Origin of the sequence: Lysobacter sp. (genome assembly GCA_013141175.1) — a bacterium.
In the GTDB taxonomy this organism is placed as follows: Bacteria; Pseudomonadota; Gammaproteobacteria; order Xanthomonadales; family Xanthomonadaceae; genus Lysobacter_I.
In genome coordinates this window covers 2,007,507-2,034,305 of sequence record JABFRN010000001.1, presented here as the reverse complement: position 1 = coordinate 2,034,305, position 26,799 = coordinate 2,007,507, and the positions used below count along the sequence as shown (strand labels likewise).

General features: G+C 66.1%; 23 protein-coding genes and 1 pseudogene. 14 read left to right on the top strand and 10 right to left on the bottom strand.

The window, feature by feature from the left end; all coding sequences use genetic code 11:
• The first annotated feature begins 6 nt into the window (after positions 1-6).
• Positions 7-654 carry a hypothetical protein gene (locus tag HOP03_08980; protein NOT88305.1) on the top strand — a complete coding sequence of 216 codons (648 nt, stop codon included), beginning with the start codon at positions 7-9 and terminating at the stop codon, positions 652-654.
• A gap of 153 nt (positions 655-807) precedes the next feature.
• Here the strand turns inward: HOP03_08980 and HOP03_08975 are convergent, their stop codons facing one another.
• From HOP03_08975 to HOP03_08965, 3 genes are all read right to left on the bottom strand, one after another.
• Positions 808-1,362: a superoxide dismutase family protein gene (locus HOP03_08975; GenBank protein NOT88304.1), complete on the bottom strand. Its 555-nt coding sequence runs from the start codon at positions 1,360-1,362 to the stop codon at positions 808-810.
• An 85-nt stretch (positions 1,363-1,447) separates the two neighbouring features.
• The gene (gene ntrC, locus HOP03_08970) at positions 1,448-2,905 is read right to left on the bottom strand and encodes a nitrogen regulation protein NR(I) (protein NOT88303.1); all 1,458 of its coding nucleotides are present in this window, start codon (positions 2,903-2,905) and stop codon (positions 1,448-1,450) included.
• Positions 2,895-3,977 (bottom strand): PAS domain-containing sensor histidine kinase, encoded by a 1,083-nt coding sequence (locus HOP03_08965; GenBank protein ID NOT88302.1) that lies wholly within the window; start codon positions 3,975-3,977, stop codon positions 2,895-2,897. The genes ntrC and HOP03_08965 overlap by 11 nt, the downstream gene beginning before the upstream one ends.
• Before the next feature lie 103 nt (positions 3,978-4,080).
• Here HOP03_08965 and HOP03_08960 point away from each other — a divergent pair, with 103 nt between their 5' ends.
• The 4 genes from HOP03_08960 (at position 4,081) to HOP03_08945 (ending at position 8,489) form a co-directional block, all read left to right on the top strand.
• Positions 4,081-5,052, top strand: coding sequence for a MarR family transcriptional regulator/GNAT family N-acetyltransferase (locus tag HOP03_08960; protein ID NOT88301.1), 972 nt, complete (start codon positions 4,081-4,083; stop codon positions 5,050-5,052).
• Between the two features lie 72 nt (positions 5,053-5,124).
• Complete coding sequence (locus HOP03_08955; GenBank protein ID NOT88300.1) at positions 5,125-5,520, top strand: hypothetical protein; 396 nt, start codon at positions 5,125-5,127, stop codon at positions 5,518-5,520.
• Positions 5,521-5,542: 22 nt separating this feature from the next.
• Positions 5,543-7,309 carry a DUF3459 domain-containing protein gene (locus HOP03_08950; protein NOT88299.1) on the top strand — a complete coding sequence of 589 codons (1,767 nt, stop codon included), beginning with the start codon at positions 5,543-5,545 and terminating at the stop codon, positions 7,307-7,309.
• A 214-nt stretch (positions 7,310-7,523) separates the two neighbouring features.
• On the top strand, positions 7,524-8,489 hold the full coding sequence (locus HOP03_08945; GenBank protein ID NOT88298.1) for a hypothetical protein: 966 nt from the start codon (positions 7,524-7,526) through the stop codon (positions 8,487-8,489).
• A 6-nt stretch (positions 8,490-8,495) separates the two neighbouring features.
• Here the strand turns inward: HOP03_08945 and HOP03_08940 are convergent, their stop codons facing one another.
• From HOP03_08940 to HOP03_08920, 5 genes and pseudogenes are all read right to left on the bottom strand, one after another.
• Entirely contained in the window at positions 8,496-9,170 is a 675-nt protein-coding gene (locus HOP03_08940) for a hypothetical protein (GenBank protein NOT88297.1), read from the bottom strand.
• 446 nt (positions 9,171-9,616) lie between these two features.
• Positions 9,617-10,018, bottom strand: coding sequence for a hypothetical protein (locus HOP03_08935; protein NOT88296.1), 402 nt, complete (start codon positions 10,016-10,018; stop codon positions 9,617-9,619).
• Positions 10,011-10,981 (bottom strand): annotated as a pseudogene (locus HOP03_08930) (CapA family protein). Before HOP03_08930 ends, HOP03_08935 begins: the two are co-directional and overlap by 8 nt.
• A 67-nt stretch (positions 10,982-11,048) precedes the next feature.
• The gene (locus HOP03_08925) at positions 11,049-11,360 is read right to left on the bottom strand and encodes a hypothetical protein (GenBank protein ID NOT88295.1); all 312 of its coding nucleotides are present in this window, start codon (positions 11,358-11,360) and stop codon (positions 11,049-11,051) included.
• 110 nt (positions 11,361-11,470) lie between these two features.
• Positions 11,471-11,866, bottom strand: a complete 396-nt coding sequence (locus tag HOP03_08920; GenBank protein ID NOT88294.1) for a hypothetical protein — start codon at positions 11,864-11,866, stop codon at positions 11,471-11,473.
• Between the two features lie 423 nt (positions 11,867-12,289).
• Between HOP03_08920 and HOP03_08915 the strand changes: the two genes are divergently transcribed.
• Complete coding sequence (locus tag HOP03_08915) at positions 12,290-12,652, top strand: YkgJ family cysteine cluster protein (GenBank protein NOT88293.1); 363 nt, start codon at positions 12,290-12,292, stop codon at positions 12,650-12,652.
• Between the two features lie 10 nt (positions 12,653-12,662).
• Positions 12,663-12,908: a hypothetical protein gene (locus tag HOP03_08910; protein NOT88292.1), complete on the top strand. Its 246-nt coding sequence runs from the start codon at positions 12,663-12,665 to the stop codon at positions 12,906-12,908.
• 21 nt (positions 12,909-12,929) lie between these two features.
• Here HOP03_08910 and HOP03_08905 read toward each other — a convergent pair whose 3' ends face one another.
• A complete protein-coding gene (locus HOP03_08905) occupies positions 12,930-13,838 on the bottom strand; it encodes a hypothetical protein (protein NOT88291.1) in 909 nt (302 codons plus the stop codon).
• Positions 13,839-14,112: 274 nt separating this feature from the next.
• Between HOP03_08905 and HOP03_08900 the strand changes: the two genes are divergently transcribed.
• Positions 14,113-15,150 carry a zinc-dependent alcohol dehydrogenase family protein gene (locus HOP03_08900; GenBank protein ID NOT88290.1) on the top strand — a complete coding sequence of 346 codons (1,038 nt, stop codon included), beginning with the start codon at positions 14,113-14,115 and terminating at the stop codon, positions 15,148-15,150.
• A 10-nt stretch (positions 15,151-15,160) separates the two neighbouring features.
• A complete protein-coding gene (locus HOP03_08895) occupies positions 15,161-16,525 on the top strand; it encodes a sorbosone dehydrogenase family protein (protein ID NOT88289.1) in 1,365 nt (454 codons plus the stop codon).
• Here HOP03_08895 and HOP03_08890 read toward each other — a convergent pair.
• Positions 16,509-17,309, bottom strand: a complete 801-nt coding sequence (locus tag HOP03_08890; protein NOT88288.1) for a Crp/Fnr family transcriptional regulator — start codon at positions 17,307-17,309, stop codon at positions 16,509-16,511. The two genes, HOP03_08895 and HOP03_08890, sit on opposite strands and share 17 nt — an antisense overlap.
• Positions 17,310-17,598: 289 nt before the next feature.
• Here HOP03_08890 and HOP03_08885 point away from each other — a divergent pair, with 289 nt between their 5' ends.
• The 5 genes from HOP03_08885 (at position 17,599) to HOP03_08865 (ending at position 26,708) form a co-directional block, all read left to right on the top strand.
• A complete protein-coding gene (locus HOP03_08885; GenBank protein NOT88287.1) occupies positions 17,599-19,824 on the top strand; it encodes a S46 family peptidase in 2,226 nt (741 codons plus the stop codon).
• A gap of 215 nt (positions 19,825-20,039) precedes the next feature.
• A complete protein-coding gene (locus HOP03_08880) occupies positions 20,040-20,612 on the top strand; it encodes a sigma-70 family RNA polymerase sigma factor (GenBank protein NOT88286.1) in 573 nt (190 codons plus the stop codon).
• Between the two features lie 7 nt (positions 20,613-20,619).
• The gene (locus tag HOP03_08875) at positions 20,620-23,247 is read left to right on the top strand and encodes a serine/threonine protein kinase (protein ID NOT88285.1); all 2,628 of its coding nucleotides are present in this window, start codon (positions 20,620-20,622) and stop codon (positions 23,245-23,247) included.
• A 212-nt stretch (positions 23,248-23,459) separates the two neighbouring features.
• A complete protein-coding gene (locus tag HOP03_08870; GenBank protein NOT88284.1) occupies positions 23,460-24,407 on the top strand; it encodes a hypothetical protein in 948 nt (315 codons plus the stop codon).
• 246 nt (positions 24,408-24,653) lie between these two features.
• A complete protein-coding gene (locus HOP03_08865; protein NOT88283.1) occupies positions 24,654-26,708 on the top strand; it encodes a S8 family serine peptidase in 2,055 nt (684 codons plus the stop codon).
• Positions 26,709-26,799: the final 91 nt, after the last annotated feature.

Sequence of the window (26,799 nt, the reverse complement as noted above, 5' to 3'; positions counted from 1 at the left end):
AACGAGATGCATACCGCAATCCATCGCAAGACCCTGCTCTGCGCGAGCCTTTTCGCTGCAGCGTTCGCGATCTTCCTGGCGCAGGCTGCAGAGCCGGGCGCCGCACTCAAACCCGCCGCGGCTCTCGACAGCGACGCGCCCCTGGAACCGCTACCGCCCGACGACGACCCGGATGCACCGCTCGATCCACCCATTCCGGATCCGTATGCGGGACTCCCCGAGCAGGCACCTGTGGACGAGGCGCTGGCCAAGGGCGAATGGCTCCGGATGACCTTCCTTGTGCATTCGGGGCTTCCCAGCCCGACCGTGCTGCTCGCGCCCGGCGACGACTTCGACAGTGTTGAACAGTCGCTGGCGAAGGCCACCACCAACCCGGAGAAGATCATCGAGGCCTACAGCCCCGAGCCTGTCCTCGGCTACAACGGCGTCCTGCTCGAACGATTTTCGGATGGGGTACCGCGCTACAGCTATACGGTGCAGGACAACATCCTGAGCACCGGACCGGAAGAAGCCGACGAGAACAATTACGCGCTGGTTTCCGACACGGTCATCGCACTTGAAACATCGTTGCTGTCGATCGGCACCTCATACAAAGCATTGGACAGCGCCATGCTTTCGGTGATCGAACAGACCAAAGCGGATCCGCGCAAGTAGCGAGGCAGATCCGATACCAGGACCGTGAAGGCCCGGGCACCAGACCCCGGGCCTTCGCGGAGTCCCGGGCGACGCGGACAGACGCTGGCCCGATGTCGCCGGATCAGGACGACGGGTCCCAACGACCTGCGCGCATCCGCCGCCAACGTCGCATCACATCGCCATCTCGATCACCCCGCAGCCCACGCGCGGGCCGGAATTGCCGGCAGGCTGGCTGGTGTAGTCGTCGGGGCCGGCGTGGACCACCAGCGCGCGGCCGAGGATGTCGTTGGCGCCGCCGCTGCCGAGAGTGACGCCCAGCAGTCGGAGATTCACCGCAGCGACACCTGCGTGGTTCGCGGAAAGATTGTCCATGTCGCCGAGATGATGCGCGCCGCTGCCGGCGCGTCCGTGCGCGGCGACCTCGGGATTGAAGTGGCCGCCGGCGCTGCTGCCGTCGGCGGCGCTGCAGTCGCCGCGCTCGTGCACGTGGATCGCATGGCTGCCGCCGCGACCGAGTCCGCCGAGTTCGCCTTCGATGCGCACGCCACCGTCCACTGCGGTGATCGAGAGACGACCGCTGACCAGACTCGCGGACACCGGCGCGATATTGGCGACCGCGCGCTGGATGCGATGCTGTGGCGCGGGCGGTTTCGGCGGCGGCGCGCTGGCGCAGGCGGCGAGCGCGGCAGAGAGGGTCGTGATCGCGAGGACGCGGATCGGTGCCATGGTGGGATTCCTGCAAAGCGGGAAACGCGATCTTAAGCGAACGATCGTCATGTCATCGTTATGCGCCAACGACGCATGCCGGGGTTCAGGCAGGTCGACGCGGCTTGCGCCCGGAGCCGAGTTTGCGGGTCAGCGTGTTGCGGCCGAGACCGAGTTTCGCCGCCGCTTCGGAACGATGACCGCCGGTATGCGCCAACGCGGCGTCGAACAGCACCTGGTCGAAGCGCGCGCGCGCGGCGGCATGCAGATCGCGTTCGCCCGCATCGAGACGCGCGCGCGCCCAAGCGCCGAGCGCTGTTTGCCAGTCCGACGCGGCCGATGTCGACGCTGCATCCACAATCTGCGCGCCGAACGCATCGTCGAAATCTTCCGGGACGATCACATCGCCGGGCGCCAGCGCGGCCATCCGCCAGCACAGGTTTTCCAGTTCGCGCACATTGCCCGGCCAGTCGTGCGCGTGCAGCCGCTGCAGCGCGGCGGGCGCGAAGCGTTTCACCGGCGCATCGAATTTGCCGGCAGCCGCGCGCAGGAAGCGCTCGGCCAGACGCGGAATGTCATCGCGCCGCGCGCGCAGCGGCGGCAGCGGCAGCCGCACCACGTCGAGACGGTGCAGCAGATCGGCGCGGAAGCGGCCTTCGGCGACCCGCGCGTTGAGATCCTGATGGGTCGCCGCGATCACCCGCACATCGACGCGGATCAGTTCGCGCCCGCCGACGCGGAAGAACTCGTTCTCGGCGAGCACGCGCAGCAACCGCGTCTGCAGCGGCAGCGGCATGTCGCCGATTTCGTCGAGAAACAAGGTGCCGCCGTCGGCCTGCTCGAAGCGGCCGATGTGACGCTTGCTGGCGCCGGTGAACGCGCCGGTCTCGTGGCCGAACAGTTCGCTTTCCAGCAACTCCGACGGAATCGCTGCGGTATTGAGCGCGACGAACGGCTTGCGCGCGCGCGGCGATTCGCGATGCAGCGCGCGCGCCACCAGTTCCTTGCCGGTGCCGGTTTCGCCGGTGACCAGCACTCCCAGCGGCGCCTGCGCCAGCCGGCCGATGGCGCGGAACAGCGCCTGCATCGCCGGTGTATCGCCGACCAGCGCGTCGGTGACCGGCACGCGCGCATCGAACGCCGCACCGGCATCGTCCGCGTCGTTGCCGCGCTCGCGCCCGGGCGCGAGCGCCTGCGCCGCGAGCGCGACCGCCGCATCGAGGTCGAAAGGTTTCGACAGGAATTCGTGCGCGCCACCACGGAACGCACCGGCGGTGCTGGCGATGTCGGTGTACGCGCTCATCACGATCACCGGCAATTGCGGATGCCGCGCCTTGATCGCATCCAGCAGCACCAGACCGTCGTCGCCGGGCATGCGCACATCCGTGAACAGCAGATCCGGCACCGGGCGCACCGCGATGGCATCGAGCACCGCGCGCGCGGAATCGAAAGCGGTCACCGCGTAACCCGCTTCGCGCAGCGCGGTGGCGAGCACGAAGCGCACCGAGCGGTCGTCGTCGACGACCCAGATCGACTCGGTATTGGTGTCGTGATCAGCGGTCATCGTTGCGTGTCTTCATGTGATCGTGATCGTCGTGCGCCAGCGGCGCGAACGGCAGCAGCAGGGTGAAGACGGTGTGGCCCGCACGCGATCGATAACTCAGCGAACCGCGGTGCTCGCGCGCGACCTGCTGCGCCAGCGCGAGCCCCAGACCGGTGCCTTCGGCGCGACCGCTGACCAGCGGCAGGAACACCTGCTCGGCCAGCGCCTCCGGCACGCCGCGACCGTCGTCGGAAATCTCCAGCCGCAGCGCGCGCGCATGCGCCGCATCGCCGATGCGCACGCCGTGCTCCACGCGCGTGCGCAGGCTGACGCTCGCGGCGCCGGCTTCGATCGCATTGCGTACCAGATTCCACACCGCCTGGGTCAGCCGGTCGGCATCGCCGGGCAATTCCGGCAGCGACGGGTCGTAGTCGCGAACCAGTTTGACCGCCCAACCGGCATCGCTTTCGGCGAGGCGCAGCACACGTTCCAGCACGACATGGATGTTCAGCGCCTCGTGCGCGCGCGCCGGCTGCGGCGACAGCAGGCGGTCGATCAGCTCGGTCAGCCGCGCGACTTCGGATTCGATCAGTCCGGTGAGCTCGCGCGCCTCGTCGCTCTCGACCCGCCGCGCCAGCAGCTGCGCCGCGCCCTTCAGTCCGGCAAGCGGGTTGCGCAATTCGTGCGCCAGGCCTTTGAGCGCCGCCGACAGCGCGGACGGCAGCACCGTGGCCGGGTCGTCGCCGGGGAATTCATCGACCGGATGCGCCTCGATCCACCAGCCGCCGTCCGCGCGCTGCGACAGCAGGGCGTCCGCATACGGCCGGGTGTCGCTGCCGGGGAACGCAAAGTGCAGCCGACGCAGCCGGATCTGCTCGCCGACGGGCGCCTCGTCGAGAATCCGCGCCAGCCGCTGGCCTTCCACCTCGAACGCCGCCAGCGGCATCCCCGGCAGGCGGCGCTGGCTCACGCCCAGCCAGCGCGCGAACGCCAGATTGCCGCCCAGCACCCGCCCCTCGCCGTCACACCAGGCGACCGGTGTGGCCAGAACATCGAAGACATGGGCATCGGGAAATACGGCCTCGGCAGACATTGCACCAATCTAGTGCAAATCAAGCCCGGGCGCGAGTGAAACTGCTTGCGAATCCAGACACGAGCAAATATGTTATTACTTACATAAATACTATTTTATCGCCATGGAATACATCACCCAACTCGGACTGATCGCCCTCGGCAGCCGCATGCGCGCGGTCAGCGACCGCCTCTACGCCACCGCCGACGAGGTCTATCGCCACAGCGGTCTCGACATCCAGGGGCGCTGGCTTCCGCTGCTGCGCATCCTCCACGATCGTGGGCCGCTGACCGTCGGCGAGATCGCCGAAGCGATCGGCCAGACCCATTCGGCGGTGAGCCAACTCGCCGACAAGCTCACCGACCAGGGCTGGCTGGAGGTCGTCGTCGACCCGGCCGACAAACGCCGTCGGCGGCTGGCGCTGACCCCGCGCGCGGACACCGATCTGCGCGCCGCGAAACCGCTGTGGCGCGCGATCGAGGATCTGTTCGCGCAGCATTGCCGCGAACAGGGCATCGACCTGCTGCAGACGCTGACCGCCTTCGAGAGCGTGCTCGTGCCGACGCTCGCGGGCACCATCGTCGCGCGCGCGGCCATGCAGGACCGCTCCGCGCTGCGGATCGTGCCGTTCGATCCAGCGCTGTGCGAACACTTCTACCGGCTCAACGAAGCCTGGCTGCGCAAATATTTCTACGTCGAGGAAATCGACCATCGCGTGCTGTCGAATCCTGAAGCGGAAATCCTGCAGTCCGGCGGAGCGATCCTGTTCGCGATGCTGGGCGATGACGTCATCGGCACCTGCGCGCTGCTGCTCGAATCCGACGGCGTCTACGAACTCACCAAGATGGCGGTCGACGAACAACGCCAGGGCCTGGGTATCGGTCGTGCGCTGATGGAAGCGGCGATCGCCGAATTCCGCCAGCGTCGCGGTCTTCGGCTGTTCCTGGAAACCAACAGCAAACTGACGCCAGCGGTGCGCCTGTACGAAAGCATGGGCTTCGAGCACCAGGCATCGATCAAGCCCGACTCGCACTACGACCGCGCCGACGTCTACATGGTGTGGCGCGACCCGCAGGCCGCGTCTTCCGCACCCTGACCAACGCCTGCGCCTCGGCGTATCCTGCGGACCTGCCCGCACAGGAGCCGCGTCGTGTTCAAACCGAAAACGCTGGTGTTCGCCTTTCTCGCCGGCTTCATCGCCACGCTGCTGTTCCATCAGGGCCTGCTGCAGTTGCTGCATCTGGCCGGCAAAGTGCCGACCGCCGCCTGGAACATGGACCCCACGCCGCCGCTCGGCGTGCCCAAAGTGGTGTCGCTCGCGTTCTGGGGCGGGCTGTGGGGCATCGCACTGTGGGCCTTGATCCACAAACGCATCGGCACAGCGCACTGGCTGCTCGCGCTGGTCCTCGGCGCGGTCCTGCCCAGCCTGGTCGCATGGTTCGTGGTGTTTCCGATCAAGGGCATCGCGCTCAACGGCACGCTGATCGGCGGCGCACTGCTGCTCAACGGCGCGTGGGGACTCGGCGTCGCGCTGTGCATGCGGCTGTTCGGGCAACGCGCCTGACTACGATGCCGACCATCCCTGCATGCTTCGCTATCGAAACCCGGAGACACCGTCGGTGAAAACGTTCGCCACTGCCCTACTCGCCACTCTCCTGCTCGGCTGCACTGCGCAGTCCAGTCTCGACGCGCCGCCGCCGATGACGGCGACCGCACCGGCCATGCCTGCGCCCGACCATCAATCGCTGACCTTCGATGCCGGCACGCAGCGCTGGTGGAATGCCGCCACGGTCTACGAGATCTGGCCGCGGTCCTTCAAGGATTCGGACGGCGACGGCAATGGCGACTTCAACGGCATGACATCGAAGCTCGATCACCTCAAGGACTTCGGCGTCGACGCGATCTGGCTGACGCCGATGTTCGAGGCGCCGTCGTACCACGGCTACGACTTCCAGGATTTCCACAACGTCGAGCGCGACTACGGGACGATGGCCGAGTTCGAGCATTTCGTCGCCGAATCGCACCGGCGCGGCATCAAGGTCATCCTCGATCTGGTGCTGAACCACATTTCCGACCAGCACGACTGGTTCCTCAAGTCCGCACGCAAGGAACCGGGTTACGAAGACTATTTCATCTGGCGCGACCAGCGGCCCGCAGGCTGGGGCCAGGCGTGGTCGAACCAATCGAATCCCGAAGCGGTGTGGCACTGGAACGCAACCCGCAAGGCGTACTACTACGGTGCGTTCGGCGGCTCGCAGCCCGACGTGAATCTGCGCAATCCGAAAGTCGTCGCCGAACTCGATGCGCTCGCCGCCTTCTGGTTGAAGAAAGGCGTCGACGGTTTCCGCCTCGACGCCGTGCGTTACGCGATCGAAGACGGCGCGCTGTCGAAGCAGGCGGATACGCAGGCCACCATCGACTACTGGACCGGCTTCACCCGGCGCGTCAAAGCGATCAATCCCGACGCGGTGCTCGTCGCGGAAGCGTGGGCATCGCTGGATGTCGTCGGTCGATACCGCGACGGTGGGCACGGCCTCGATAGCGCCTTCGATTTCGATTTCGGCGATCTGGTGATCGGCATCCTCAATCCGGCATCGGTGCGCGCCGCCGATTTCGGAACGCTCAGCGACACGCCCGCCGACAAACACCGCGACGATCTGTGGAGCAACCTGCAACAACGCGCCGCCGCCGCGCCGATGGGCTATTTCTCGCCGTTCCTCACCAATCACGACAAGAACAGGATCATGCATTCGCTGCAGGACAGCACCGCCAAGGCGAAAATCGCCGCCAGCCTGCTGCTGACCAGTCCCGGCACCGCCTATCTCTACTACGGCGAGGAAATCGGCATGTCGCAGCACGACATCGGCGAAGACCGCTATCGCCGCGCGCCGATGCAATGGACCGACGACGCCAACGCCGGCTTCAACGCCACCGGCCGCAACTGGATCGACCTGCCCGCACCGCAGGGCTATCGCGGCGACCAGGGCGCATGGTGGTCGCGGTATTGGGCCTCGCTGCGCGGCAAAGGCCATTCCGTCGCCGCGCAGCAGGCCGATCCGGCCTCGCTGTTCAATCACTACAAACGCCTGCTCGCCGTACGCCGCCATAACCCCAACCTGCAGCAACCGCAGGAACTGCGCTACTACCCCGTCGCCGAAACCCACGCATGGGTGCTGCAGGCGCGCAGCGATGGTCGTGAGACGTGGGTGGTGATCAACCTCGATCCGGCGAACGCCATCACCTTCGCTGTGCCCGTCGCGCTGCGCGGCGAGCACAGCGAACAATTGAGCGGCGCGAAAAAAACGCTGGGCGAACGCGCGATGATGGCCGCCGGAGAGAGTTGGATATTTTGAAAGAGCATTTTCGTAGCGTTGTAGCCTGTGCCATGGATCAGAGATCGGTCACCCTCTTTGGAAAGTCGATGATAAGCGTCGCCATCCCCGCGAAAGCGGGGATCCAGCGACTTTGATGCGGCCTACAACGCGCCAAAGACACTGGGTTCCCGCGTTCGCGGGAATGACGAAAAACAACGGCGCCCACCGATCGATCTGATCGATTTTCATCAAGATGAAGCGGAGTGCGCCCAGACCAGTGACTGGGCCAGATGCTGATCAAGGAGCTGCTTCGATGTCATTCACTCGCATGACTTTTGTGCTGCTGTGCATCTTTCCCTCCGCAGCCTGGAGCAAAGCCTGCCGCTGGGACGAAGCCAACCTCGGCTATCAAGGCACGGCACTGCAACAAGCGGCCTGCCTGCTGCGCACCGTCGGCAAAGGCGGCGCCGTCGCGGACACCGAAGCCCAACTTCCCGCCCATTTGGCGGCACGCATCGGTCAACCCGTTTCCATCCGTCGATCGGCACTCAGGCACTATCTGCAAGCACAGGGCATTCAGGAAACACGCCTCGGCGGCGGCCTCGACGAACCGCTCTCCACAACCGAAGGCGAGCCCGCTCATCCGGCGCTGTATTTCGTCATCCACGACACCAGCGACATCCTGTGCACGCGCGAAGATTTTCCCGACGACAGCGACGCCCCGGACGCAATGTGGAACACGGCCACTACGTGGGAATCATCGAAGCAGGCGCATCTCTATCTGACCCGCGACGGCGCCGCCTATTCGCCGCAGGGCCGCACGTTCTCCGTGCCATGGCGCGCCACGAAACACGAAATGACGATCGGCGAAAGCACGCGGGGCAGATTCCTGCATATCGAAAACGTGCAGCTGCGCCGCCCGGAGGTCGAGGCCGATGCGCCACTGGCGAACGCCGAAGGCCACTGCGTCAACGACCGGATCGCACAAGACCCGGGCTTCACGCCCAAGCAGATGCATCTGCTTGCCCTGACCTACATCGCCGCCAGTGTACGTGCCGGCGAATGGCTCATTCCCGCTTACCACGCCGTGATCGACACCCCGTACCCCGGTGGGCACGACGATCCGCAGAATTTCGATCTTGGGGCGTGGTCTGAGGCTGTCGATGCGATGGTTTTGGATATCGAACGCGTTTCGAATGCTGCGGCGCATCGCAATTGATGTGTCTTACTGCGGCGCGCGCATTGCTCCCTCTCGGCGGGTTCCACCCAATGCGGGCAGCAGCCTATTCACCGCTTGCCACAGTTGCTGCGTCGGCACGCCTGCCTCGGCATCGCAATTCCGGAATCGGGCCGCGTAGCGATTGTTGATGCACGCTTCGAGAAAAACAGGGTTCCCGTCACGACAACTGAATGCATTCATGTTTTGCTCGGCGTGCCACAGTGCCGGTTGTCGCCATGCTTGCTGCATCGGCCCAGCATCGTCTTTCTGCATGCGCATTCTGACAATGGGTCGAAGCGGCAGCGCCTGACTGGAAGCATCGTCCGCGTCAGGCGGCGCGGATGGCGCAGGGAGCGGCGATCCATCACGCATGGCGATCTCAAGCCATTCGCCCTGTACATCGATTTGTACGTCGAGGAACGGCTCCCAAGCGTTTCTACCGATATGGGCGATGTAGCGTTCACGGATGAATGTATCGCCATTACCGCAAAGCAGCTTCAGCTGATCGAACTCATTTTCGCTCATCAAAGTGCCATACGGTAGCCGCAGCAACCAGCGCACGCCAATTTTCGAGGCATCCATGCCGGTGTCAGGAAGTCCGATCCACGGTTCATCATCACTGCGAATCGATGCGGCATGTTGTGCGGGCAGCAACACGACATACACCAGCACACTCGCCATGAGCGAGACCCATAGAACGACACGCGTGGGTGAGAGACTCATCGCGACTCCGCTGGCGAACGATGGCGTTATCGTAACCGCTGGATGTCGCGGCCCCGCAGCCTTAGACGCCGTTCGCAACGCCCAAGGATCGCAAGTGGAAAATCCTCATGCAGGCGCAGACTGCGACTTGTGACGACTGCTTGGATTCCGCAAACCAGCCGTGCCGATACAAATCGACAAGGCGTTCTGAGCGGCCACTTCGGCAGCCGCCCCTCACCCGCCCTGCGGCCACCCGCTCCCCGCACGCGGGGAGCGGGGAGCGCATGAGCGATCCAAGCACGAGGCATCACCAGCAAGCCGATCTTTCGCCCTTCTCCCCGCAACGCGGGGAGAAGGTGGCCGAAGGCCGGATGAGGGGCTGCTTTTGATCTTCTGTCGCCCCACACCGCACACATGCATCACCCCTACCCCATCCGCTCACACCAATATTGCAGCTCGCTGCCCTTGCTGGGTTCGTAGACGTAGTGCAAACCTGTGAAGCCATAGCGCGAGCCGCCGACGATGAACGGCGGTCGATGCTTGGCCTGGTGGATCAGCACCGGTTCGCCGCTGGCGAGAGCGTAGACGTAGAGATTGATGGCGGCGGCGCGCTCGGGAGCGGCGACATAGCTGGCCTTGAAGTCGAAATAGCGGCCGATCTTCTGCGCGGGCACCTGATACGGGGTGGTGGTCGGAGCGGCATCGACGGTGAAGTTTTCGCCACCGTAGATGATGTGGCAGCGGACGCTGTCGGCGTGCGCGTTCGCTGCGCAGAGTTGCGCTGCGCAGAACGCCGTGGATATTGCGAGCCACTGGAATCTATTCATCGCGACACTGTCCGACGCGATCGTCGCCGCGCTTGCCGCAGGGGCTGGCGGTGGCGGGGTCCGGATGCGGGACGCCGTTCTTGTCGAGGCGGGCGACGTGCGTGCGCCATGCCACCACGCCCTGCCTGTCCATCGTCACCTTGAGCGTCCAGCCGGTCTGCGTGGCTTCGGTGTCGAAACCGTTGAAGAGGAAATTGCCGAGGCTGTAGACGATCGGTTTGCCGTTGTGGATCTCGGCGCCCTGGGTGACGTGCGGGTGCGCGCCCACCACCATGTCGGCGCCGGCATCGAGCATCGCGCGCGCGAAAATCTTCTGGCGTTCGCTCGGATAGCCCTCGTCTTCCCAACCCCAGTGCATGAAGGGAATCACCAGATCGGCGCGGTAGCGCGTGCGTGCATTGACGATATCGCCGATCACCTGCTCGTCTTCGCCGCTCCAGGCGATGCCGGGTTTGCTGGCGCCGGCCTCGAACGCGCGCGGCTTGAATTCAGGAACGCGATGCGCAAGCCGTTGCGTTCGACGATCCACGGTCTGTGCGCTTCTTCCAGATCGACGCCGCCGCCGAAATACGGCAGGCCAGCCTGGCGCATCAGGCCCAGCTGTTCGGCGAAGGCGGCCTTGCCGAAATCGCCGGAGTGGTTGTTGGCCAGCGAGAAGGCATCGAAATGTCGCGCCAGCACCGGCAGCGTGCGCGGATGCGCGCGGAAGGTGTAGGGCTTGGTTTCCGCGGTGCCGCCGGTGGCGATCACGCACTCCAGATTGCCGACGCGCAGATCGGCGTCGTGCAGCCACGCGGCGAACGGCAGGAACGGGTCTTCGCCGCGCTCGATCAGTTCGCCGGGCGTTTCGGCGACCATGATGTCGCCGACGAATGCGATGTCGACCACGCCCTCTTCGGCATGCGCCGCAGCGATCGGCAGCCCCAGCAGGGCAAGCAGGTTCAAGGTCGCGAAGATGCGCATGGACGCAGTCTGTCACGCGCCTACGGTCGAGTCACGCGGTGCGGGGAACGCCCGCACGGCGCGTCGGCTACGACGTCAGGCTCATCCCGAAGACGAACACGCTGCGCACCATCGCCGCGAACCCGATCAGCCCCACGAGCCATTGCGCGGCGCGGTAACCGCGCTTCGAGCGCAGATTCGCCTGGCCCGGCCATTGCCCGAACACGAACGACAGCAGGAACAGCGCGCCGCCGCAGATCGCGAGGCCGTCGCGGCCGGTGGTCAGACCTTCGGTCAGCATCTTCACTCCGGTCGCGGCGAACGCGAAGAACAGCGCCCAGGCCAACGACCCGGAGAAACCGACGCCGGGTTCGATGGCGGTGGATGAGGATTCGCGCATGGCATCTCCGATCGGTCGCGGTGTGTGCGTTTCACGGTAGACCCCGCGTCGCGCGCGGGCGTGTGCCGGAAGTGACAACGACTTGCAGTGGCTTCCCGCGCGCGCGCGCGTCAGGCGGCCACGCGCTTCGGCCAGGTCCACGCGTAGCGGACGATGAACAGCGTGAGCACGATTTCGATCACGCCGAGGGCGATGTAGAACGTCCACATGCCGGACATCGACACCAGCATGATCGCGGTGTAGAGCGCACCGAGGACGATATTCGCCCATCGGCAGATCCGCGCTTCGAGCACCAGCGACAGGAACACCATTGCGCTGGGGATGGCCATCGTCAGCGCCATCGCGAGCACGATGCCCTGCGTGGCCGGCCCGAGTTCGCCTATTTCGCCGTTCAGCATGTGCTTCACGGTGCCCGGCACGTACAGGCCGAAGAAATCGCCGTACAGGTAACACAGCATCACACTGGTCCACAGCGCGGACAGCTTGATGCGCACATGGACCTTCATGTCTTCCAGCGCCGTCTCGACGCCCTTGTCTGCACTCACTGTCGACTCCCGACCGGACCGGATGAAACGGCTTGCGCCATCCTTTCAATATGCTTCGCGGCGCCGGAATTGTCATGTGGCGGAAGTATCGGCGCGCACCGTTGATGCAGCGTCCGGCAGGCGATTCCCGTACCTGAATCGCACGGGCCGGGCGCAAGGGTCGCCCTTGCTGTAGGATGGAGCTGCAAACGCTGCATTCGCGCGTTGCGTCCCGAAATGCAAATACGGCCCGAATCGACGGCCTGCAGTCTTCATCCGGCTCGCTCCGCTCCCTTTCTTGCGTCATCACCCCTCCGCCGGGTGACGCCTACCGGGAGCCGCCATGCCCGCATTCTCCACCGTTTCTTCCACGCACCCGATCGACGGCACCGGCCCGGTGTGCCGATGAATCCGCCCGTCTCCAACCCGCCTGTCTGGAATGCGCCCGTCCCCAAGCCGCCTGCCCGCGAAAAGGGCGTGCACTGCAACCGCTGCGATGCGTTGTGCTGCCGCCTGACCGTGGTGCTGTTCGAGGAAGACGCGATTCCGGCGCATTTGACCGAACGCAACGAGCAGGGCGTGACGGTGATGGCGCGCGACGCCGACGGCTGGTGCGTCGCGTTGAACAGCGCGCAGATGAACTGCGGTATCTACGAAACGCGCCCGACCATCTGTCGCAAGTTCGCGATGGCCGGGCCTTATTGCCGCGAGGTGCGCGCCGAAGCCGCGCGCGCGCTGCACCCGCTTCCAATCGCCCTGGTGGGCTGAGGCACTACGAATGGCTCTGAAACCACAATCGCCGACATCCAGCACGAGCGATCTCTTCCGCAAACCGAAGGAAGAACGCCGCACCGCGTTGACGCACGACAAGATCGCCGACGATCTGGCGGCGTTCCAGCGCGCGGGCGGCACGATCGAAGTGCTCGGCACCACGCACACCCTGAAATCCATTCCACCGCCGCCGACGCATGCTGCTGCGTCGACCGCCCAGGAAGACCTGCCGACGACGAAGCCCGCGAAGTAATCGTTCCGCGCGGCGGACGCGTCAGGGCGTCGACGTTGCGGAAGGCCTCGCGGGCAGATCCGCTGGCGACACGAACGGATCGGGATCGCGTTCGAGACAGCTCTGGCCGCTCGGCGCGCTGTCGTCGTAGGTGCAGGGCCACAGCGCGCGCGGCACGCTGTTGCGCAGATCGAAGCGCTGCCCGTTCCAGACCAGAAACCCGAAATGCACGGTGTAGACCCGGCCCGGGTAGCCGCCGGGAAACGCACGCGGATGATCGCGCGGCAGACCGCCGCTGTCGCCCAGTTCGACATACAGCCGCAGTACCGGCACTTCCGACAATCGGCTGAGGTCCACCCAGACGCCCGGATCGCTGCCGGTTTCGTCGTGCACGCCGTAAGCCTCGCCCTTGGGCAGATTCAGCATCGGATCTTCGGGCAGGACGCGCCGCGTGACGACATGCGCCCGCCCGCGACCGTCGAGACGGTAAGCGATGAAGCCGAAGCGTTCGTCCGCATCGGGATGGATGCGGGCAGCACCCTGCTCTTCGTCGTACGCGCAGAACTTCCGGCCGACGCGATCGTCGGCGCCGAGCAGCGCTTTCAAGCCGGCGCAGGTATCGATCTCGCTCGCGACCTGCAGCAAATACACGGTGTCTTCCGGTCGAGCCGCAGCGAACGTACGCACGATGGCGTTGAAGTACACGCCGTCGCCTTCGTGCTTCATCCGCAGATAGTGATCGGATGGCCCCTCCGCGCGTGGCACTTCGATCGCCTCGACGCGCCGCAGCATGCCCTGACGCACGGTGAGCGGCAGCCCCGAGTCCGCGGTCTTCAGCCCCAGCAGCAGGCGTTCGATCTCCTCCGGCGCGCGTTCCAGCGGCACCCAGGGTTCTTCCTGCGCCATCGCCAGCGCCGGCCACAGCGCGGCGGCCACGAGAAGGGCGCGCATGCCATGGCGCCAAGCGTGCATGTTGAAAGGCATGTTCAAGCGGATCGTCATCGGCAACATCCTGGAATCGTCTCCGGATCATGCCACAGCGCATGCGCGTCGCAAGACCGGCACGACAACGGCAGCAGCACATCGCGCGCAAGCTGAACGGGCGCCGGATCGGCGCGACGGTATGTGCGAAAACAGACAGACCATGATACTCGCGACCGCGATGTTGGGTGTCCGCTGCGCATGCAGGCATCCAGAAGAACACATCGATATGAAAGCCACGGTGATGAAAGCGCTCGTCTATCTCGGGCCGCACGAAAAAGCGGTGCAGGATCGACCCATGCCGACGATCGATGCGCCGACCGACGCGATCGTCAGGATCACCCGCACGACCATCTGCGGCACCGATCTGCATATTCTCAAAGGCGACGTGCCGAGCTGCCAGCCCGGCCGCATCCTCGGCCATGAAGGCGTGGGCGTGGTCGATGCAGTCGGCTCGGCGGTGACAGCATTCAAGGCCGGCGATGCGGTGCTGATCTCGTGCGTCAGCGCCTGCGGCAAATGCGCCTACTGTCGCCGACAGATGTATTCGCACTGCGAAACCGGCGGCTGGATCCTGGGCAACACCATCGACGGCACCCAGGCCGAATACGTGCGCATTCCGCACGCCGACATGAGCCTGTATGCGATCCCGGCAGACGCCGACGAGGAAGCGCTGGTGATGCTCAGCGACATCCTGCCGACCGGCCTGGAATGCGGCGTGCTCAACGGCCGCGTGCAGCCCGGCGGCACCGTGGCCATCGTCGGTTCCGGGCCGATCGGACTCGCAGCGCTGCTCACCGCGAAATTCTATTCGCCCGCCGAGATCATCATGATCGATCTCGACGACGGCCGTCTCGCCGTGGCCAAGGCCTTCGGCGCCACCGCCACCGTCAACAGCAGCGACGGTCACGCGGCCGAAGCGGTGATGAAACTCACCGGAGAACGCGGCGTGGACACCGCCATCGAAGCGGTCGGCGTAGCGGCGACATTCGAGCTGTGCCAACAGATCGTCGCTGCTGGCGGTAATATCGCCAACATCGGCGTCCACGGCACCAAGGTCGATCTGCATCTGGAAAAACTCTGGGACCGGAACATCACCATCACCACCCGGCTGGTCGATACCGTCAGCACGCCGATGCTGCTGAAGACGTTGTGCGCGCACACGCTGGATCCGAAACCGCTGATCACCCACCGCTTCAAGTTCGACAAGATCCTCGACGCTTACGAGACCTTCGCGAATGCGGCGACCACGCACGCGCTGAAAGTCATCATCGAGACGTGAGCTTCCGCATATGAATCCCAACCGTCGCCTCATCGCACTGCGCTTACCGACCCGTTCGGTCGGATTGCTCCTCTTGGCCGCACTCTGCGCGTGCGCCCATGGCGGCGAACCGGCGACGCCATCGCTAGCCCATGGCGTCGGCCCGACACCGGCAATGCCAGCGCCGCGACATCCGTGGATTCCGGTGGTCAACATCGCGCCGGCCGTTGGCTGGCCCGATGGCCGGCTACCGACGGCGGCGTCGGGCCTGCGCGCCAATGCCTTCGCGACCGGCCTCGATCATCCGCGCTGGCTGTACGTGCTGCCGAACGGCGATGTGCTGGTCGCGGAAACCAATGCGCCATCCAAACCCGACGACGGCAAAGGTCTGCGCGGATGGTTCATGGGCCTGGTGATGAAACGCGCAGGTGCGGCGGTGCCCAGCGCCGATCGCATCACCCTCCTGCGCGACACCGACGGCGATGGCATCGCCGACCTGCGCTCGGTGTTGTTATCAGGGTTGAACTCGCCGTTCGGCATGGCGCTGGTGGGCGACGCGCCGGTGGGCAACGCGCTTTATGTCGCCGCGTCCGACGCGGTGCTGAAATTTCCCTACAGGACCGGCGATCTGCGCATCGTCGCAAACGGCATGACGGTCGTCGCATTACCCGCCGGGCCGATCAATCATCACTGGACCAGGAACCTGATCGCCAGCGCGGACGGGCGCACGCTCTACGTCACCGTAGGCTCGAACAGCAACGTCGGCGAACGCGGCGTGGAAGCGGAAATCGCGCGCGCGGCCATCTGGCGCGTGGATATCGCCAGCGGCGAGCACAGGATCTTCGCATCGGGTCTGCGCAACCCGAACGGCATGGCATGGGAAACCGATACCGGCCAGCTGTGGACGGTGGTGAACGAGCGCGACGAGATCGGCGACGACCTGGTGCCCGATTACATGACCTCGGTGCGCGATGGCGGCTTCTACGGCTGGCCCTACAGTTATTACGGCCAGCATGTGGACGCGCGGGTACAGCCGCAGCGTCCGGATCTGGTGGCGCTGGCGATCGCGCCGGATTACGCGCTGGGCTCGCATACCGCGTCGCTGGGGCTGGCGTCTTCCGTCGGCACCAGCCTGCCCGCGCGTTTCGCGCACGGCATGTTCATCGGCCAGCACGGCTCGTGGAACAGGAAAACCCTCGCCGGCTACAAGGTGATTTTCGTACCGTTCGCGCAAGGCATACCGGTCGGTGAGCCTATCGATGTGCTCACAGGCTTCGTCAATGCCAAAGGTGAGGCCCATGGCCGACCCGTTGGCGTGGCGCTGGATCGCAAAGGGGCGCTGCTGGTCGCCGACGATGTCGGCAACACGATATGGCGGGTCAGCGCGACGCAGTGAGCGCGATCGGCGATCGGATCCGCGGCGCGATGTCCTGCGCCATGGTTCGCGCAGTGGTCTGTGCGAGGTCCATGGAAGCCGGCGGCAGGATGCGATCGGTTTCCCTGCGGACAACGGCGTAGCACTCGCAGCTGAGCCGCTCCAGCAGCGGCCGGTCCAACACCGTGATGTGGCCGCGGCGATATTCGATCGCGTTCAAACGCATCAGCCTTCCGGCCGCCTCGGTCACGCCTTCGCGACGCACGCCGAGCATGTTCGCGATCAATTCCTGGGTCATCGCCAGCCGGTTGTCCGGCAGTCGATCCAGCGACAGCAGCAGCCAGCGGCATAACTGCTGATCGATCGAGTGATGGCGGTTGCAGGCCGCCGTCTGCGCCATCTGCGTGATCAGGCACTGGGTATAGCGCAACGCCAATCGCAGCATGTCGCCATGGCGCGCGAACTCGTCCTGAATCTGTTGCGACGGCAGCCGGTACGCGAAGCCGCCGCTCTGCACGATCGCCCGGCTGGTGGTGCTGTCACCGCCCATCAGCAGGGCGATGCCGACCAGACCTTCGTTGCCGACCACGGAAATTTCCGCAGAAGCGCCGTTCTCCATGACGTACAGCAACGACACGATCGCATCGGTCGGGAAATAGACGTGCCGCAGGGCATCGCCGGATTCGTACAGCACATGCCCCAATGGCAGCGGCACGTATTCCAGACACGGGAAGATGCGCGCCCGGGCTTCGGCGGGCAGCGCACAAAGCAGACGGTTCTGTAACGGGGAGCGCGTCTTGGGCATCGGCCCAGTATTAGCACGGACATTCGTCCCGCATCCGCGCGTCCGCAAGCGCCGCGCGCTGCGGTCCGATTCCGTACAGATGCGGCATCGAACGACGCGATGGAGACGCCTCCAGCCATGCATCGCGCATGCGGAAGCCGCGAGAGCGGGCATTTTGAACGCTGTCGATGCAGGCCTGCCGCCCGCGCGCCGCGAGGCTGCGCGGACGCCGTCCGGGACCACACGCCATGGCAACCGCCCGCCGGGCCGGGAGATGGCGCCGTCAGCGCCCTGAAACTACACTCCGGCCATGAAGAAACCTGCTCAGACTCCGTCAGCTCCGGCCGCGCAAGCCATCGCCCTCGCCGCCGCGCTCGTCGCGGCCCTCGCCACGTTCCCGGCCTTCGCCCTCGACGGCAAATGGACGCCGGACCAGGTCCTCGACATCGACCCGAAATGGCTGAAGCAGCAGGGTCTGAAGTTGCCGCCATCGGCGCTCTGGGACGACAAGCGCGGCACCGGACTGCTCACCGGCACGGTGAATGTGGCCGGCTGCTCGGGCGCCTTCGTCTCCAGCACCGGTTTGATCGTGACCAACCATCACTGCCTGTTCGGGCTGGTGCAGGAACACAGCACGCCGCAGCGCGATCTCATCACCAACGGTTTTCTCGCGCGCACCCGGGGCGAGGAATTGGCGGGCAGCACGATGCGCGTGGAGATCCCCAAACGCTTCACCGATGTCACCGCGAAGATCCTGGCATCGGTGCCGGCCGGCGCCGATGCCCCGGCGCGGCTGCAGGCGATCGACGCCGCGCAGAAAGCGCTGGTGGGCGAATGCCGGAAACAGCCCGACATCAAATGCAAGGTCGCCGCCTTCGACGACGGCGTGAACTACACGCTGGTCGAATCGATCGAACTGCGCGACATCCGCCTCGTCTACGCGCCGCCGCGCGCGATCGGCGAGTACGGCGGCGAGACCGACAACTGGTCGTGGCCACGGCACACCGGCGATTTCTCGATCGCCCGCGCGTGGGTGGGTGCGGACGGGCGCCCTGCGGATCGTGCGGACACCAATCGCCCGTACACGCCCGAGTTCTTCTTCCCGATCTCCAAACGCGGACTGGACGAAGGCGATTTCGTGATGGTGCTGGGCTATCCGGGCATCACCTACCGTTCGCTGATCGCCGAGGAAATGCGCGAACGCCGCGAGCGGTTCTTCGTGCGCCGCGAGGACGTGTTCGGCGAATGGATCGCGCATCTGGAACAGGCCAGCGCCGCCGACCCGCAGGGCAGGATCGCGGTCGCGGCGAACGTGAAGGGCATCCTCAACCGCTACAAGAACGCGCAGGGCCAGATCGCCGGGCTCGATCGCGGCCGGATCGTCGACCGCCAGCGCGCGCAGGACGATGTCGTCGCCGCATGGGCGTCGAAACATCCGCAGCATGCCGGCGCGATCGCCGCGCGCGATGCGCTGCGCGCGGTGCTGGAGGAACGCGAACGTACGTGGGAGCACGACTTCCTGCTGAACCTGATTCCGCTGGGCGCGGAGTCGGTGGCCGGCGGCATTCCGCCGCTGCCGAAGGGCCTGTACTACGGCGCCACGCTGGCGCACAACGCGCACGAACGCGCGAAGCCGGATGCGGCGCGCGCGAGCGGCTTCGCCGATGCCGACCAGTCGAAACTCCGCGACCGCCTGCGTCGCGAGCAGAGCAATTATTTTCCCGCTGCGGACAAACGCATCTTCGCCGCGCTGGTGCGGCGCGCGCTGGCGCTGCCGCAGGACCAGCGCATCGACGCGGTCGACGCGCGCTTCGGCGGGCTGGCCCCGGAACAGATCGATCGCGTCATCGCCGACCTGTATGCGGCATCGCCACTACTCGATCCGTCCGCACGCGATGCGATGCTCGGCGAAAGCGCCGATGCGCTGATCGCACGCAAGGATCCATTGCTCGATTTCGGGATCGCATGGAGCCGGGATCTGCGTGAACTGCGCGAACGCGAGCGCGACTGGAACGCGCGCGCCGCGCTGCATCGCCCGGTGTGGCGGCGCGCGGTGGCGGCGGAAGCGGGCAAGCCGGTCGCGCCCGACGCCAACGGTACCCTGCGCATCAGCTTCGCCCATGTGCAGGGCTATGCGCCGCGCGACGGCGTGCGCTACACGCCGTTCACCACGCTCGCCGGCGTGCTGGAAAAGCACACCGGCCAGGAGCCCTTCAACCTGCCGCTGTCGGTGCGGGACGCGGCACGCACGCCGGGCACGCGCTGGCGCCAGAACACGCTGAAGGATGTGCCGGTGAATTTCCTCGCCGACGGCGACACCAGCGGCGGCAATTCCGGCAGCCCGGTGATCGATGGTCGCGGCGCGCTGGTCGGCATCAACTTCGACCGGGTGTGGGAGAACGTCGCCGGCGACTTCGGCTTCAACCCGGCGGTGTCGCGCAACATCAGCGTCGATATCCGCTATCTGCTGTGGCAGCTCGACCGCGTGGAGCACGCCGATGGCCTGCTGCGGGAGCTGGGCACCGGCGCGGATTGACGCGATATGATCGCCGGCGCCCGGAGACGATGCGGGCATCGGGGGCCGGCTCCGGCGGCACCGATGCCGCGCCAAGGACGGTTCGTGTCTTTCGTCGTGTCTTTCGTCGTGTGTCTCTTCGTGTTTCTCTTCGTGTGTTCCCGGCCGAGGGATCGGCGGATCTTCGCTTCCGCTGGCGCTCGACGGACCTCATCGCCTTTGCTGCGGACGACGCCATGAATCTCACCGATCTGATCAATCGACGCACGTCGGTGGAAAAGCCCGAGCTGGAAGCGCTGGCGGCGGCGCTGTGGCCGAAGCTGGAACGCCTGGCCGCGCACCAGTTGCAGGGCCGCAGCGGCCTGACCCTGCAGGCTTCGGATCTGGCGCAGGACGCCTACATCGCGCTGATGCACGAGTTTCCGGGACGCTTCAACAACCGCGAGCATTTCTACGCGCTGGCCGCGCGGATCGTGCGCAACATCGTCGTCGATTACCTGCGCAGGCGCAGCGCCGAGAAACGCGGCAGCGGCCTGCCGTTCGAGCGGCTTGAAAAGATCGAACACGAAGCGGCGGCGCCGTTGGACGACACCGTGGACTGGATCGCGGTGGACGCGGCGCTGACCATCCTGTCGAGCCAGCACGAAGCCGCCGCGCAGGTGGTCGAATTGAAATTCTTCGCCGGCCTCACCAATGAACAGATCGCCGACGCGATGGGCTTGTCGCGCGCGACCGTGATCCGGCATTACCGCTATGCCCGCGCCTGGCTGATCGATCATTTCGATGCGGAGCCCGGCACGGATGGTTGAAGACGGGATGGTTGACGACATCCAGGAGCGCGACGGCATCGACGAGGGGCGTCTGTTCGAGAGTCTGTGCGAACTCGACCCCGAAGCGCGGACCCGGCGCCTGCGCGAACTGGACCGGACGCATCCGACGCTGGCATCGCGCCTGCGGCGTCTGCTGGCGATCGACGAGGCCTATGGCACGCACACCGCGCGCAGCGTGCTGGCCACGGAGATGCCCGACCCGGTCGGCGACATCAGCGACATCGGCGCGTTCCGGCTGGTGCGGCAGATCGGTCGCGGCGGCATGGGCGTGGTGTATCTGGCCGAACGTCGCAGCGATTTCGAGCAGCAGGTCGCGATCAAGATCATGCCGCGCTTCGCGATCGACGACAGGAGCCGCGAGCGCTTCGCGCAGGAGCGCCGGATCCTGGCGCAGCTGCGGCATCCCAATATCTGCAGCATTCTCGACGGCGGCGAACTGGCGGAAGGCACGCCCTGGCTGGCGATGGAATACGTGCAGGGCGAGAGCCTGTGCGCGTGGTGCGAGCGCACCGGCAGCGGACTGCGCGAGCGGATCGCGCTGTTCCTGCAACTGTGCGACGCGGTGCAGTACGCGCACCGCAACCTGGTGATCCACCGCGATCTGAAAGACAGCAATGTGCTGGTCTGCGAGCACGGCAATGCGCAAGGCGCGGTGAAGCTGCTGGATTTCGGCATCGCGAAATCGCTGGTGGAAACGGCGGACGACGGACAGACCGCCCTGCAGGATCGTTTTTTCTCGCCGATGACGGCGGCGCCGGAACAGCTGCGCGGGGAGCGCGCCACGGTCGCGGTCGATGTCTATGCGCTGGGTGCGCTGCTGCACCAGCTGCTGTGCGGCGCGCTGCCGTTTGCGCAACCGCACCGCGACCCGATCGAACTGCAGCGCGCGATCCTCGATACCGTACCGCCGCGCATGAGCGAAACGGTGGCGCGCGAACGCGAATCGCGCGCCACGGCAGCGGACACCGGGTCATTGCCGATCCCGGCACGCGAGCTGCAGGGCGAACTGGACGCGATCGTCGCCCACTGCCTGCGCAAGGACGCCTCGGAGCGATACGTGGAAGTCGGCGACCTCGCGCGCGATCTGCGCGCCTGGCTGTCGGGCTACCCGATTTCGGTTTCCGGAAACCACAGGCTGTACCGGCTGCGCAAGTTCGTGCGCCGCAACCGGGTCGGCGTTTCCTTCGCTGCGCTCACCGCATGCAGCGTCCTGATCGCGCTCGCGGTCACGCTGTGGCAGGCGGCGGCGCTGCGTACCGAGCGCGACGCGGCGCAGGCGGCGCGGGCGCGTTCCGATATCGACCGCGATCGCGCGCGCGCCGTCGCCGGATTCATGCGCTCGACCTTCGAAGAGGCCGATCCCGGCAAAGCTTCGGAAGGCGGGCTGCTGGCGCGCGAACTGATCGAACGCGGCAAGCGCAGGCTCGATACGCTGGATGACCAGCCGGACGTCCAGGCCGAACTCGCGCTGCTGCTGGCGGAAAGCAATGCCGGCATGGGGCTGGTGCAGGAGAGCGATGCGCTCTATCGCAAGCATGCGGCGGCGATCGAAACCCTCTCCGCCACCGATCCGAAAGTACGCTTCCGGGCGCATCTGCTGCGATTGTCCAATCGGATCGTCCTGGCCGACGATGGGCCGCCGCTCGACGCCGCGCTGTCGGCGCTGCAGCGGATCGCGGATACGCCCGAAGCGCATGTGCAGGCGGCGCGGCAACAGGAACGCCTGCACGTGCGCCGGTCGGAATTCGGCCTGGCGGCACGCACGCTGGAAGACGCATGGCGACGTTATTCGGGGTCGCTGGACGAGCAATCGAAGCTGCAACTGCACGTCGACCTGGGCTACGCGCTGCTCAGCGCCGGCCGCAATGCGGATGCGCGACGGATCTGCGAGCGCATCGATCGCGACGCGCTGCGCGATCGCGATCCCGCATTGCAGATCCGCGCGCTGCGGCTGTTCGTACGGGAACTCGATGCGCGCGGCAGCGACCGCGACGCGCTGATCCGGACCATCGGCGACTGGAGGCGCACGGCCGAGCAGCTTTACGGCAGCGATTCGCTGGAGGCGGCCAAAGCGTACGTCTGGTCGGTCGGCGTGATCACCGACCCACGGGAACAGGACGCGCTGATGCGCAAGGCCTACGCCATACAGACCGCGAAGCTGCCGCCGGTGTCCACCGCCCGCGCCTACGCCGAATACAACATGGCGGGCTTCTATCTGGAATATCGCCACCCTGCGGAGCTGGCGGAACCGCATCTGGCGCGAGCGGTGCAGATCGGGCGCAAGGCGTCTTCGCGCGCGCATGCCGACGTACGCAAGTTCGAGCTGACCTGGGCGGAAACGCTCAACAGACTGGGGCGCCATCGCGAATGCGTGGATCGGCTGTCGGCGCCTCCGGGCGAGCCTGACGATGCGGTGGATGCCGAAGCCCTGAGCGGGTTGCGGCTGGAGCTGGCGAAAGCCGCCGCTGCGCTGCGCAAGCCGGAAGATGTCCGGAGGGAAATCGCCGCTGTCGAGGCCCTGTGGCGGCAGATCGGCAAACCACTGCCGGCCACGCTTGCCGACGCCATGCGCAGCCTCGAGACGCGTCTTGGACCGCGCGCCGACGAACGGTGATCCTGTCCGGCGCCGGAATACGCTCAACCCTGCGGACCCGCCGACAGCGACCCACTCATGCGGCCAAGGATCACCGCATCGACCGGCAGGCACGCACGTGTTCGCCGCGTCGCGAACCGGCCCGGGACACGCCCGGGCCGGAGACATTCGAAGAGCGCGCAGGACCTGCGATCTTCCACACCCTGCCTGCATCCGAACGCTTGGAGAATCACATGATCAAACGCTTCCTTCCCTTGGCACTGGTCTTCGCCTGGGCGCCGATGGCCCTGGCTTTTCCACCGTGCCCGAATTCCGAGCTGCAGCTGTTGCCGCTCGGCTCGCCAGTGGCCGCCACCGAACTGTGGCTTCAGGCCGAATATGTCATGTGGGGCAACGAGGACATCATCGACCAGCTGAAGAACCCGAACGACCCCAGGAGCAAATGCAAGGATCGATTGCCGGTCCCGGATGCCAACACTTCCGACGGCACGATCCAGCTGAGCCCCGCGTATGCGAGCCTCGGCGGCTTCGGGATCATCTCGTTGCCGGAACTGCCCTTCGTCGCGACCGATCATCTGCATCTGCAGTACGCGCTTCATTTCACTGTCGACAACGCATTGCTCGCCCGTACCGGCGACTGGATCGATCTGACCCAGCTGGAATTCGCGCACGACATTGAACAGGCCAATCCGCTATCGGCCGTGTACCGCGTACGCAAGATCCAGCGCGGGAAAGGCCCGGCGACGCTCGAAGTGATCGAATCGCGTGCGGACATCGGTCCGCCCTATACCAAGCCGCCGTTGTCGGACCGCGTTGTCGCCCAGATCCCGCTGGTGGGCGAAGAAGGCCGGACCGCCATCGCGCTGCGCTGGACCCAATTCGCGCAGAACCCGATCGCAGCGGAGATCGCAACGGAATCCACCCGCCGGTTCGAGGCTGGCCCGGTCGTCGGTCCCCCGGTCATCCAATACAACATCGACTCCGTCTTCGAAGTGCTGGGCTCGAGCATGGGGGACGACGGCTCGACCGACAAGGTGCTCTATTCGATCTCGTTGCCGAGGCAATGGGCCGACCGGCTTTCGATGGGGCTGCTCGACTACAACGTGCCCGACGACTCGCAGTACGGCAGCGAGTTCCGCCTGGTGATCGACGACCCTTCCCTGTCGGCGAAAACGCTCTGACAGGCGATTGCGAACACCACTCGTCAGCGTAACGGCGACGGCACCCGTTCCGCAGTTCGTCCCTACGGTCTGCGCGACAGCGGCATCGGGATGCGACGCTCAAGCAAGCGTCATTCGCGCGTGATCCTGTTTTCCTCCGCATTCCGCTGACAGGTGCGGGTCCGCCAATGGGCGGGCCCGTTTCCGGCGCATCCGACCCTGCGCCGGTCGACTCCCTTTCATGCTGTCTCGATGGAGAAACATCACATGAGAATTTCCCCCGTTCTCCTGGCCGTGGGTGGCCTGGCGCTGGCCGGCCAGGCACTGGCGGCGCCACCGCCGGACACCGCCGGCAACCTCCGCTTCGTGCCGTTCGAAGTGATCGTGAAATTCAAGGACGACACCGGCAAATCTACAGCCGCGTCGCAACTCGCCGGCGTGAAGCTGACTTCGCGGACCGCGCGGTTCGACGTCGCGACGCTCGAGAGCACGCTCCTGCTGCGCAACGACATGCGGGTCGCGAAATCGGAAACGCTCGCGCTGCTGGCGAAACTGCGTCAGCGCGACGACGTCGAATATGCGCAGCTCAACTACATTTTCGACTTCGCGCTCACCCCGAGCGATCCGCTGTACCCGCAGCAGTGGCACTACCCGTTGATCTCGCTGCCCAGCGCGTGGAATCTCACCATCGGCAGCAGCGCGACCCGCATCGCGATCCTGGATTCCGGGCGCAGCGGACATCCGGACTTGAACGGCCGCTGGTCGCCGCTGGAATACAACGGCCCCGCGCCCGGTCAGCCCGCCACCGACAACGGCAGCTGGCGTCACGGCACGCATGTCGCGGGCATCGCCGGCGCTGCGGCCTACAACGGCATCGGCGGCAGCGGCGTGTGCTTCGGCTGCACGCTGATGAACGTGAAAGTGGGCGACACCACGACCGGCATCAGCATGACCTCGATCGTCGCCAGCATCGACTGGGCGACCGACAACGGCGCGCGCGTCGTCAACATGAGTTTCGAATCGGCCGCCGCCTGCACCCAGGCCTCGTTTCCGGCCTTGCGCAGCGCGATCGACCGCGCCCGCGACCACGGCGTGAATCTGGTTGCCGCTGCGGGCAACAACGCGGTGAACGTCGACAACGTTACGCCGGCATCGTGCCCGGGCGTGATTTCGGTCGCCGCCAGCGATCGCACCAACGCGCTCGCACCGTACAGCAGCCGCGGCCCGAACATCGGCGTCACCGCACCGGGCGGACGCTCGTTCTACGGCGCCGGCATCGGCTGTCCCGCGGACGGATCCAGCGGCTTCAATCCCGCCGATCTGGAGGGCGCGGTCTCGGCATGGACCACTTCGCCGGGCAGCGGCAACGCGCACTGCTACCGTCATCTCGGCGGCACCTCGATGGCGGCGCCGCATGTCGCCGGTACGGTCGGGCTGATGCTGTCGGTCAATCCGCGACTGTTCCCGGAGCAGGTGACTTCACTGATCCGCGGCACCGCCAGCGCGATGCCCGGCTGCGGCAGCAACTGCGGCCCGGGCCTGCTCAATGCCTACGGCGCCGTCAACACCGCGTTGTCGACCACCACCGGCCCGTGCAGCGCACCAGGCGCATCTACGTCGAAACTGTGCCGGATCGACAGCATCGGCCAGTACGTCAACAGCGCCGGTACGCTGGTGGAATCGGTCTATGCGTTCGGTTATCTGTGGCAGTTCAACGCCGCCGGCACCCAGATCGGCACGACCAGGAAGCTGACGACGCTGCCGCGCTACGCGAACGGCCCCTGCCTGTATGCCCCGGCCGGCGAGATCTGTGTCATCGATTCGGCGACGGTGCTCGACTATCCCGGTTTCGGCTACATGGAATCGGTCACCGCCTACGGCCGTTACTGGAACTTCGATCAGAACGGCAACGGTCTTGCCGGCAACGGCTCGCTGCTCTCCAGCGTGACCCGCTTCGCCAACGGACCCTGCCTCTACGCCGGCGGCACGCCCTGCCGCTTCGACACCCGCAATCTGCTGGATGCGCCGGAATGGGGCGGGCTGTACGAATCGATCACCGCCTACGGCCGTTATTGGATCTTCGACGCGGTCGGCAACCTGGTCGGCACCGATACGCTGCTCAGCGTGCCGCGTTTCGCCAACGGCCCCTGCGCGTATCGGCCGGCGGGTTCGGTCTGCACCTTCGGCAGCCGCGAACTGCGGCATCTCCCCAGCGGGGCGCAAGTGGAAACCGTGACCGCCTATGGCCGCTATTTCGAGTGGGACGGCAACGGCAACCCCACCGTGAACCAGCCGCTGGGCAACATCGCGCGTCTGCGCTGATCGCAGGATCGATCCCCGACGACGCCCGGGCGGCCACGCTGCCCGGGCGTTCCGCGCGCAGCGTCCTCGATGCGCGGTTTCCCGGCGTCGC

Bases quoted from the DNA above. Each gene is read 5' to 3' on its own strand.
- HOP03_08980 (NOT88305.1), top strand. From the start codon at position 7: ATGCATACCGCAATCCATCGCAAGACCCTGCTCTGCGCGAGCCTTTTC.
- HOP03_08975 (NOT88304.1), bottom strand. From the start codon at position 1,362: ATGGCACCGATCCGCGTCCTCGCGATCACGACCCTCTCTGCCGCGCTC.
- ntrC (NOT88303.1), bottom strand. From the start codon at position 2,905: ATGACCGCTGATCACGACACCAATACCGAGTCGATCTGGGTCGTCGAC.
- HOP03_08965 (NOT88302.1), bottom strand. From the start codon at position 3,977: ATGTCTGCCGAGGCCGTATTTCCCGATGCCCATGTCTTCGATGTTCTG.
- HOP03_08960 (NOT88301.1), top strand. From the start codon at position 4,081: ATGGAATACATCACCCAACTCGGACTGATCGCCCTCGGCAGCCGCATG.
- HOP03_08950 (NOT88299.1), top strand. From the start codon at position 5,543: ATGCTTCGCTATCGAAACCCGGAGACACCGTCGGTGAAAACGTTCGCC.
- HOP03_08945 (NOT88298.1), top strand. From the start codon at position 7,524: ATGAAGCGGAGTGCGCCCAGACCAGTGACTGGGCCAGATGCTGATCAA.
- HOP03_08940 (NOT88297.1), bottom strand. From the start codon at position 9,170: ATGGCGAGTGTGCTGGTGTATGTCGTGTTGCTGCCCGCACAACATGCC.
- HOP03_08935 (NOT88296.1), bottom strand. From the start codon at position 10,018: ATGAATAGATTCCAGTGGCTCGCAATATCCACGGCGTTCTGCGCAGCG.
- HOP03_08925 (NOT88295.1), bottom strand. From the start codon at position 11,360: ATGCGCGAATCCTCATCCACCGCCATCGAACCCGGCGTCGGTTTCTCC.
- HOP03_08920 (NOT88294.1), bottom strand. From the start codon at position 11,866: ATGAAGGTCCATGTGCGCATCAAGCTGTCCGCGCTGTGGACCAGTGTG.
- HOP03_08915 (NOT88293.1), top strand. From the start codon at position 12,290: ATGAATCCGCCCGTCTCCAACCCGCCTGTCTGGAATGCGCCCGTCCCC.
- HOP03_08910 (NOT88292.1), top strand. From the start codon at position 12,663: ATGGCTCTGAAACCACAATCGCCGACATCCAGCACGAGCGATCTCTTC.
- HOP03_08905 (NOT88291.1), bottom strand. From the start codon at position 13,838: ATGCGCGCCCTTCTCGTGGCCGCCGCGCTGTGGCCGGCGCTGGCGATG.
- HOP03_08900 (NOT88290.1), top strand. From the start codon at position 14,113: ATGAAAGCGCTCGTCTATCTCGGGCCGCACGAAAAAGCGGTGCAGGAT.
- HOP03_08895 (NOT88289.1), top strand. From the start codon at position 15,161: ATGAATCCCAACCGTCGCCTCATCGCACTGCGCTTACCGACCCGTTCG.
- HOP03_08890 (NOT88288.1), bottom strand. From the start codon at position 17,309: ATGCCCAAGACGCGCTCCCCGTTACAGAACCGTCTGCTTTGTGCGCTG.
- HOP03_08885 (NOT88287.1), top strand. From the start codon at position 17,599: ATGAAGAAACCTGCTCAGACTCCGTCAGCTCCGGCCGCGCAAGCCATC.
- HOP03_08880 (NOT88286.1), top strand. From the start codon at position 20,040: ATGAATCTCACCGATCTGATCAATCGACGCACGTCGGTGGAAAAGCCC.
- HOP03_08875 (NOT88285.1), top strand. From the start codon at position 20,620: ATGGTTGACGACATCCAGGAGCGCGACGGCATCGACGAGGGGCGTCTG.
- HOP03_08870 (NOT88284.1), top strand. From the start codon at position 23,460: ATGATCAAACGCTTCCTTCCCTTGGCACTGGTCTTCGCCTGGGCGCCG.
- HOP03_08865 (NOT88283.1), top strand. From the start codon at position 24,654: ATGAGAATTTCCCCCGTTCTCCTGGCCGTGGGTGGCCTGGCGCTGGCC.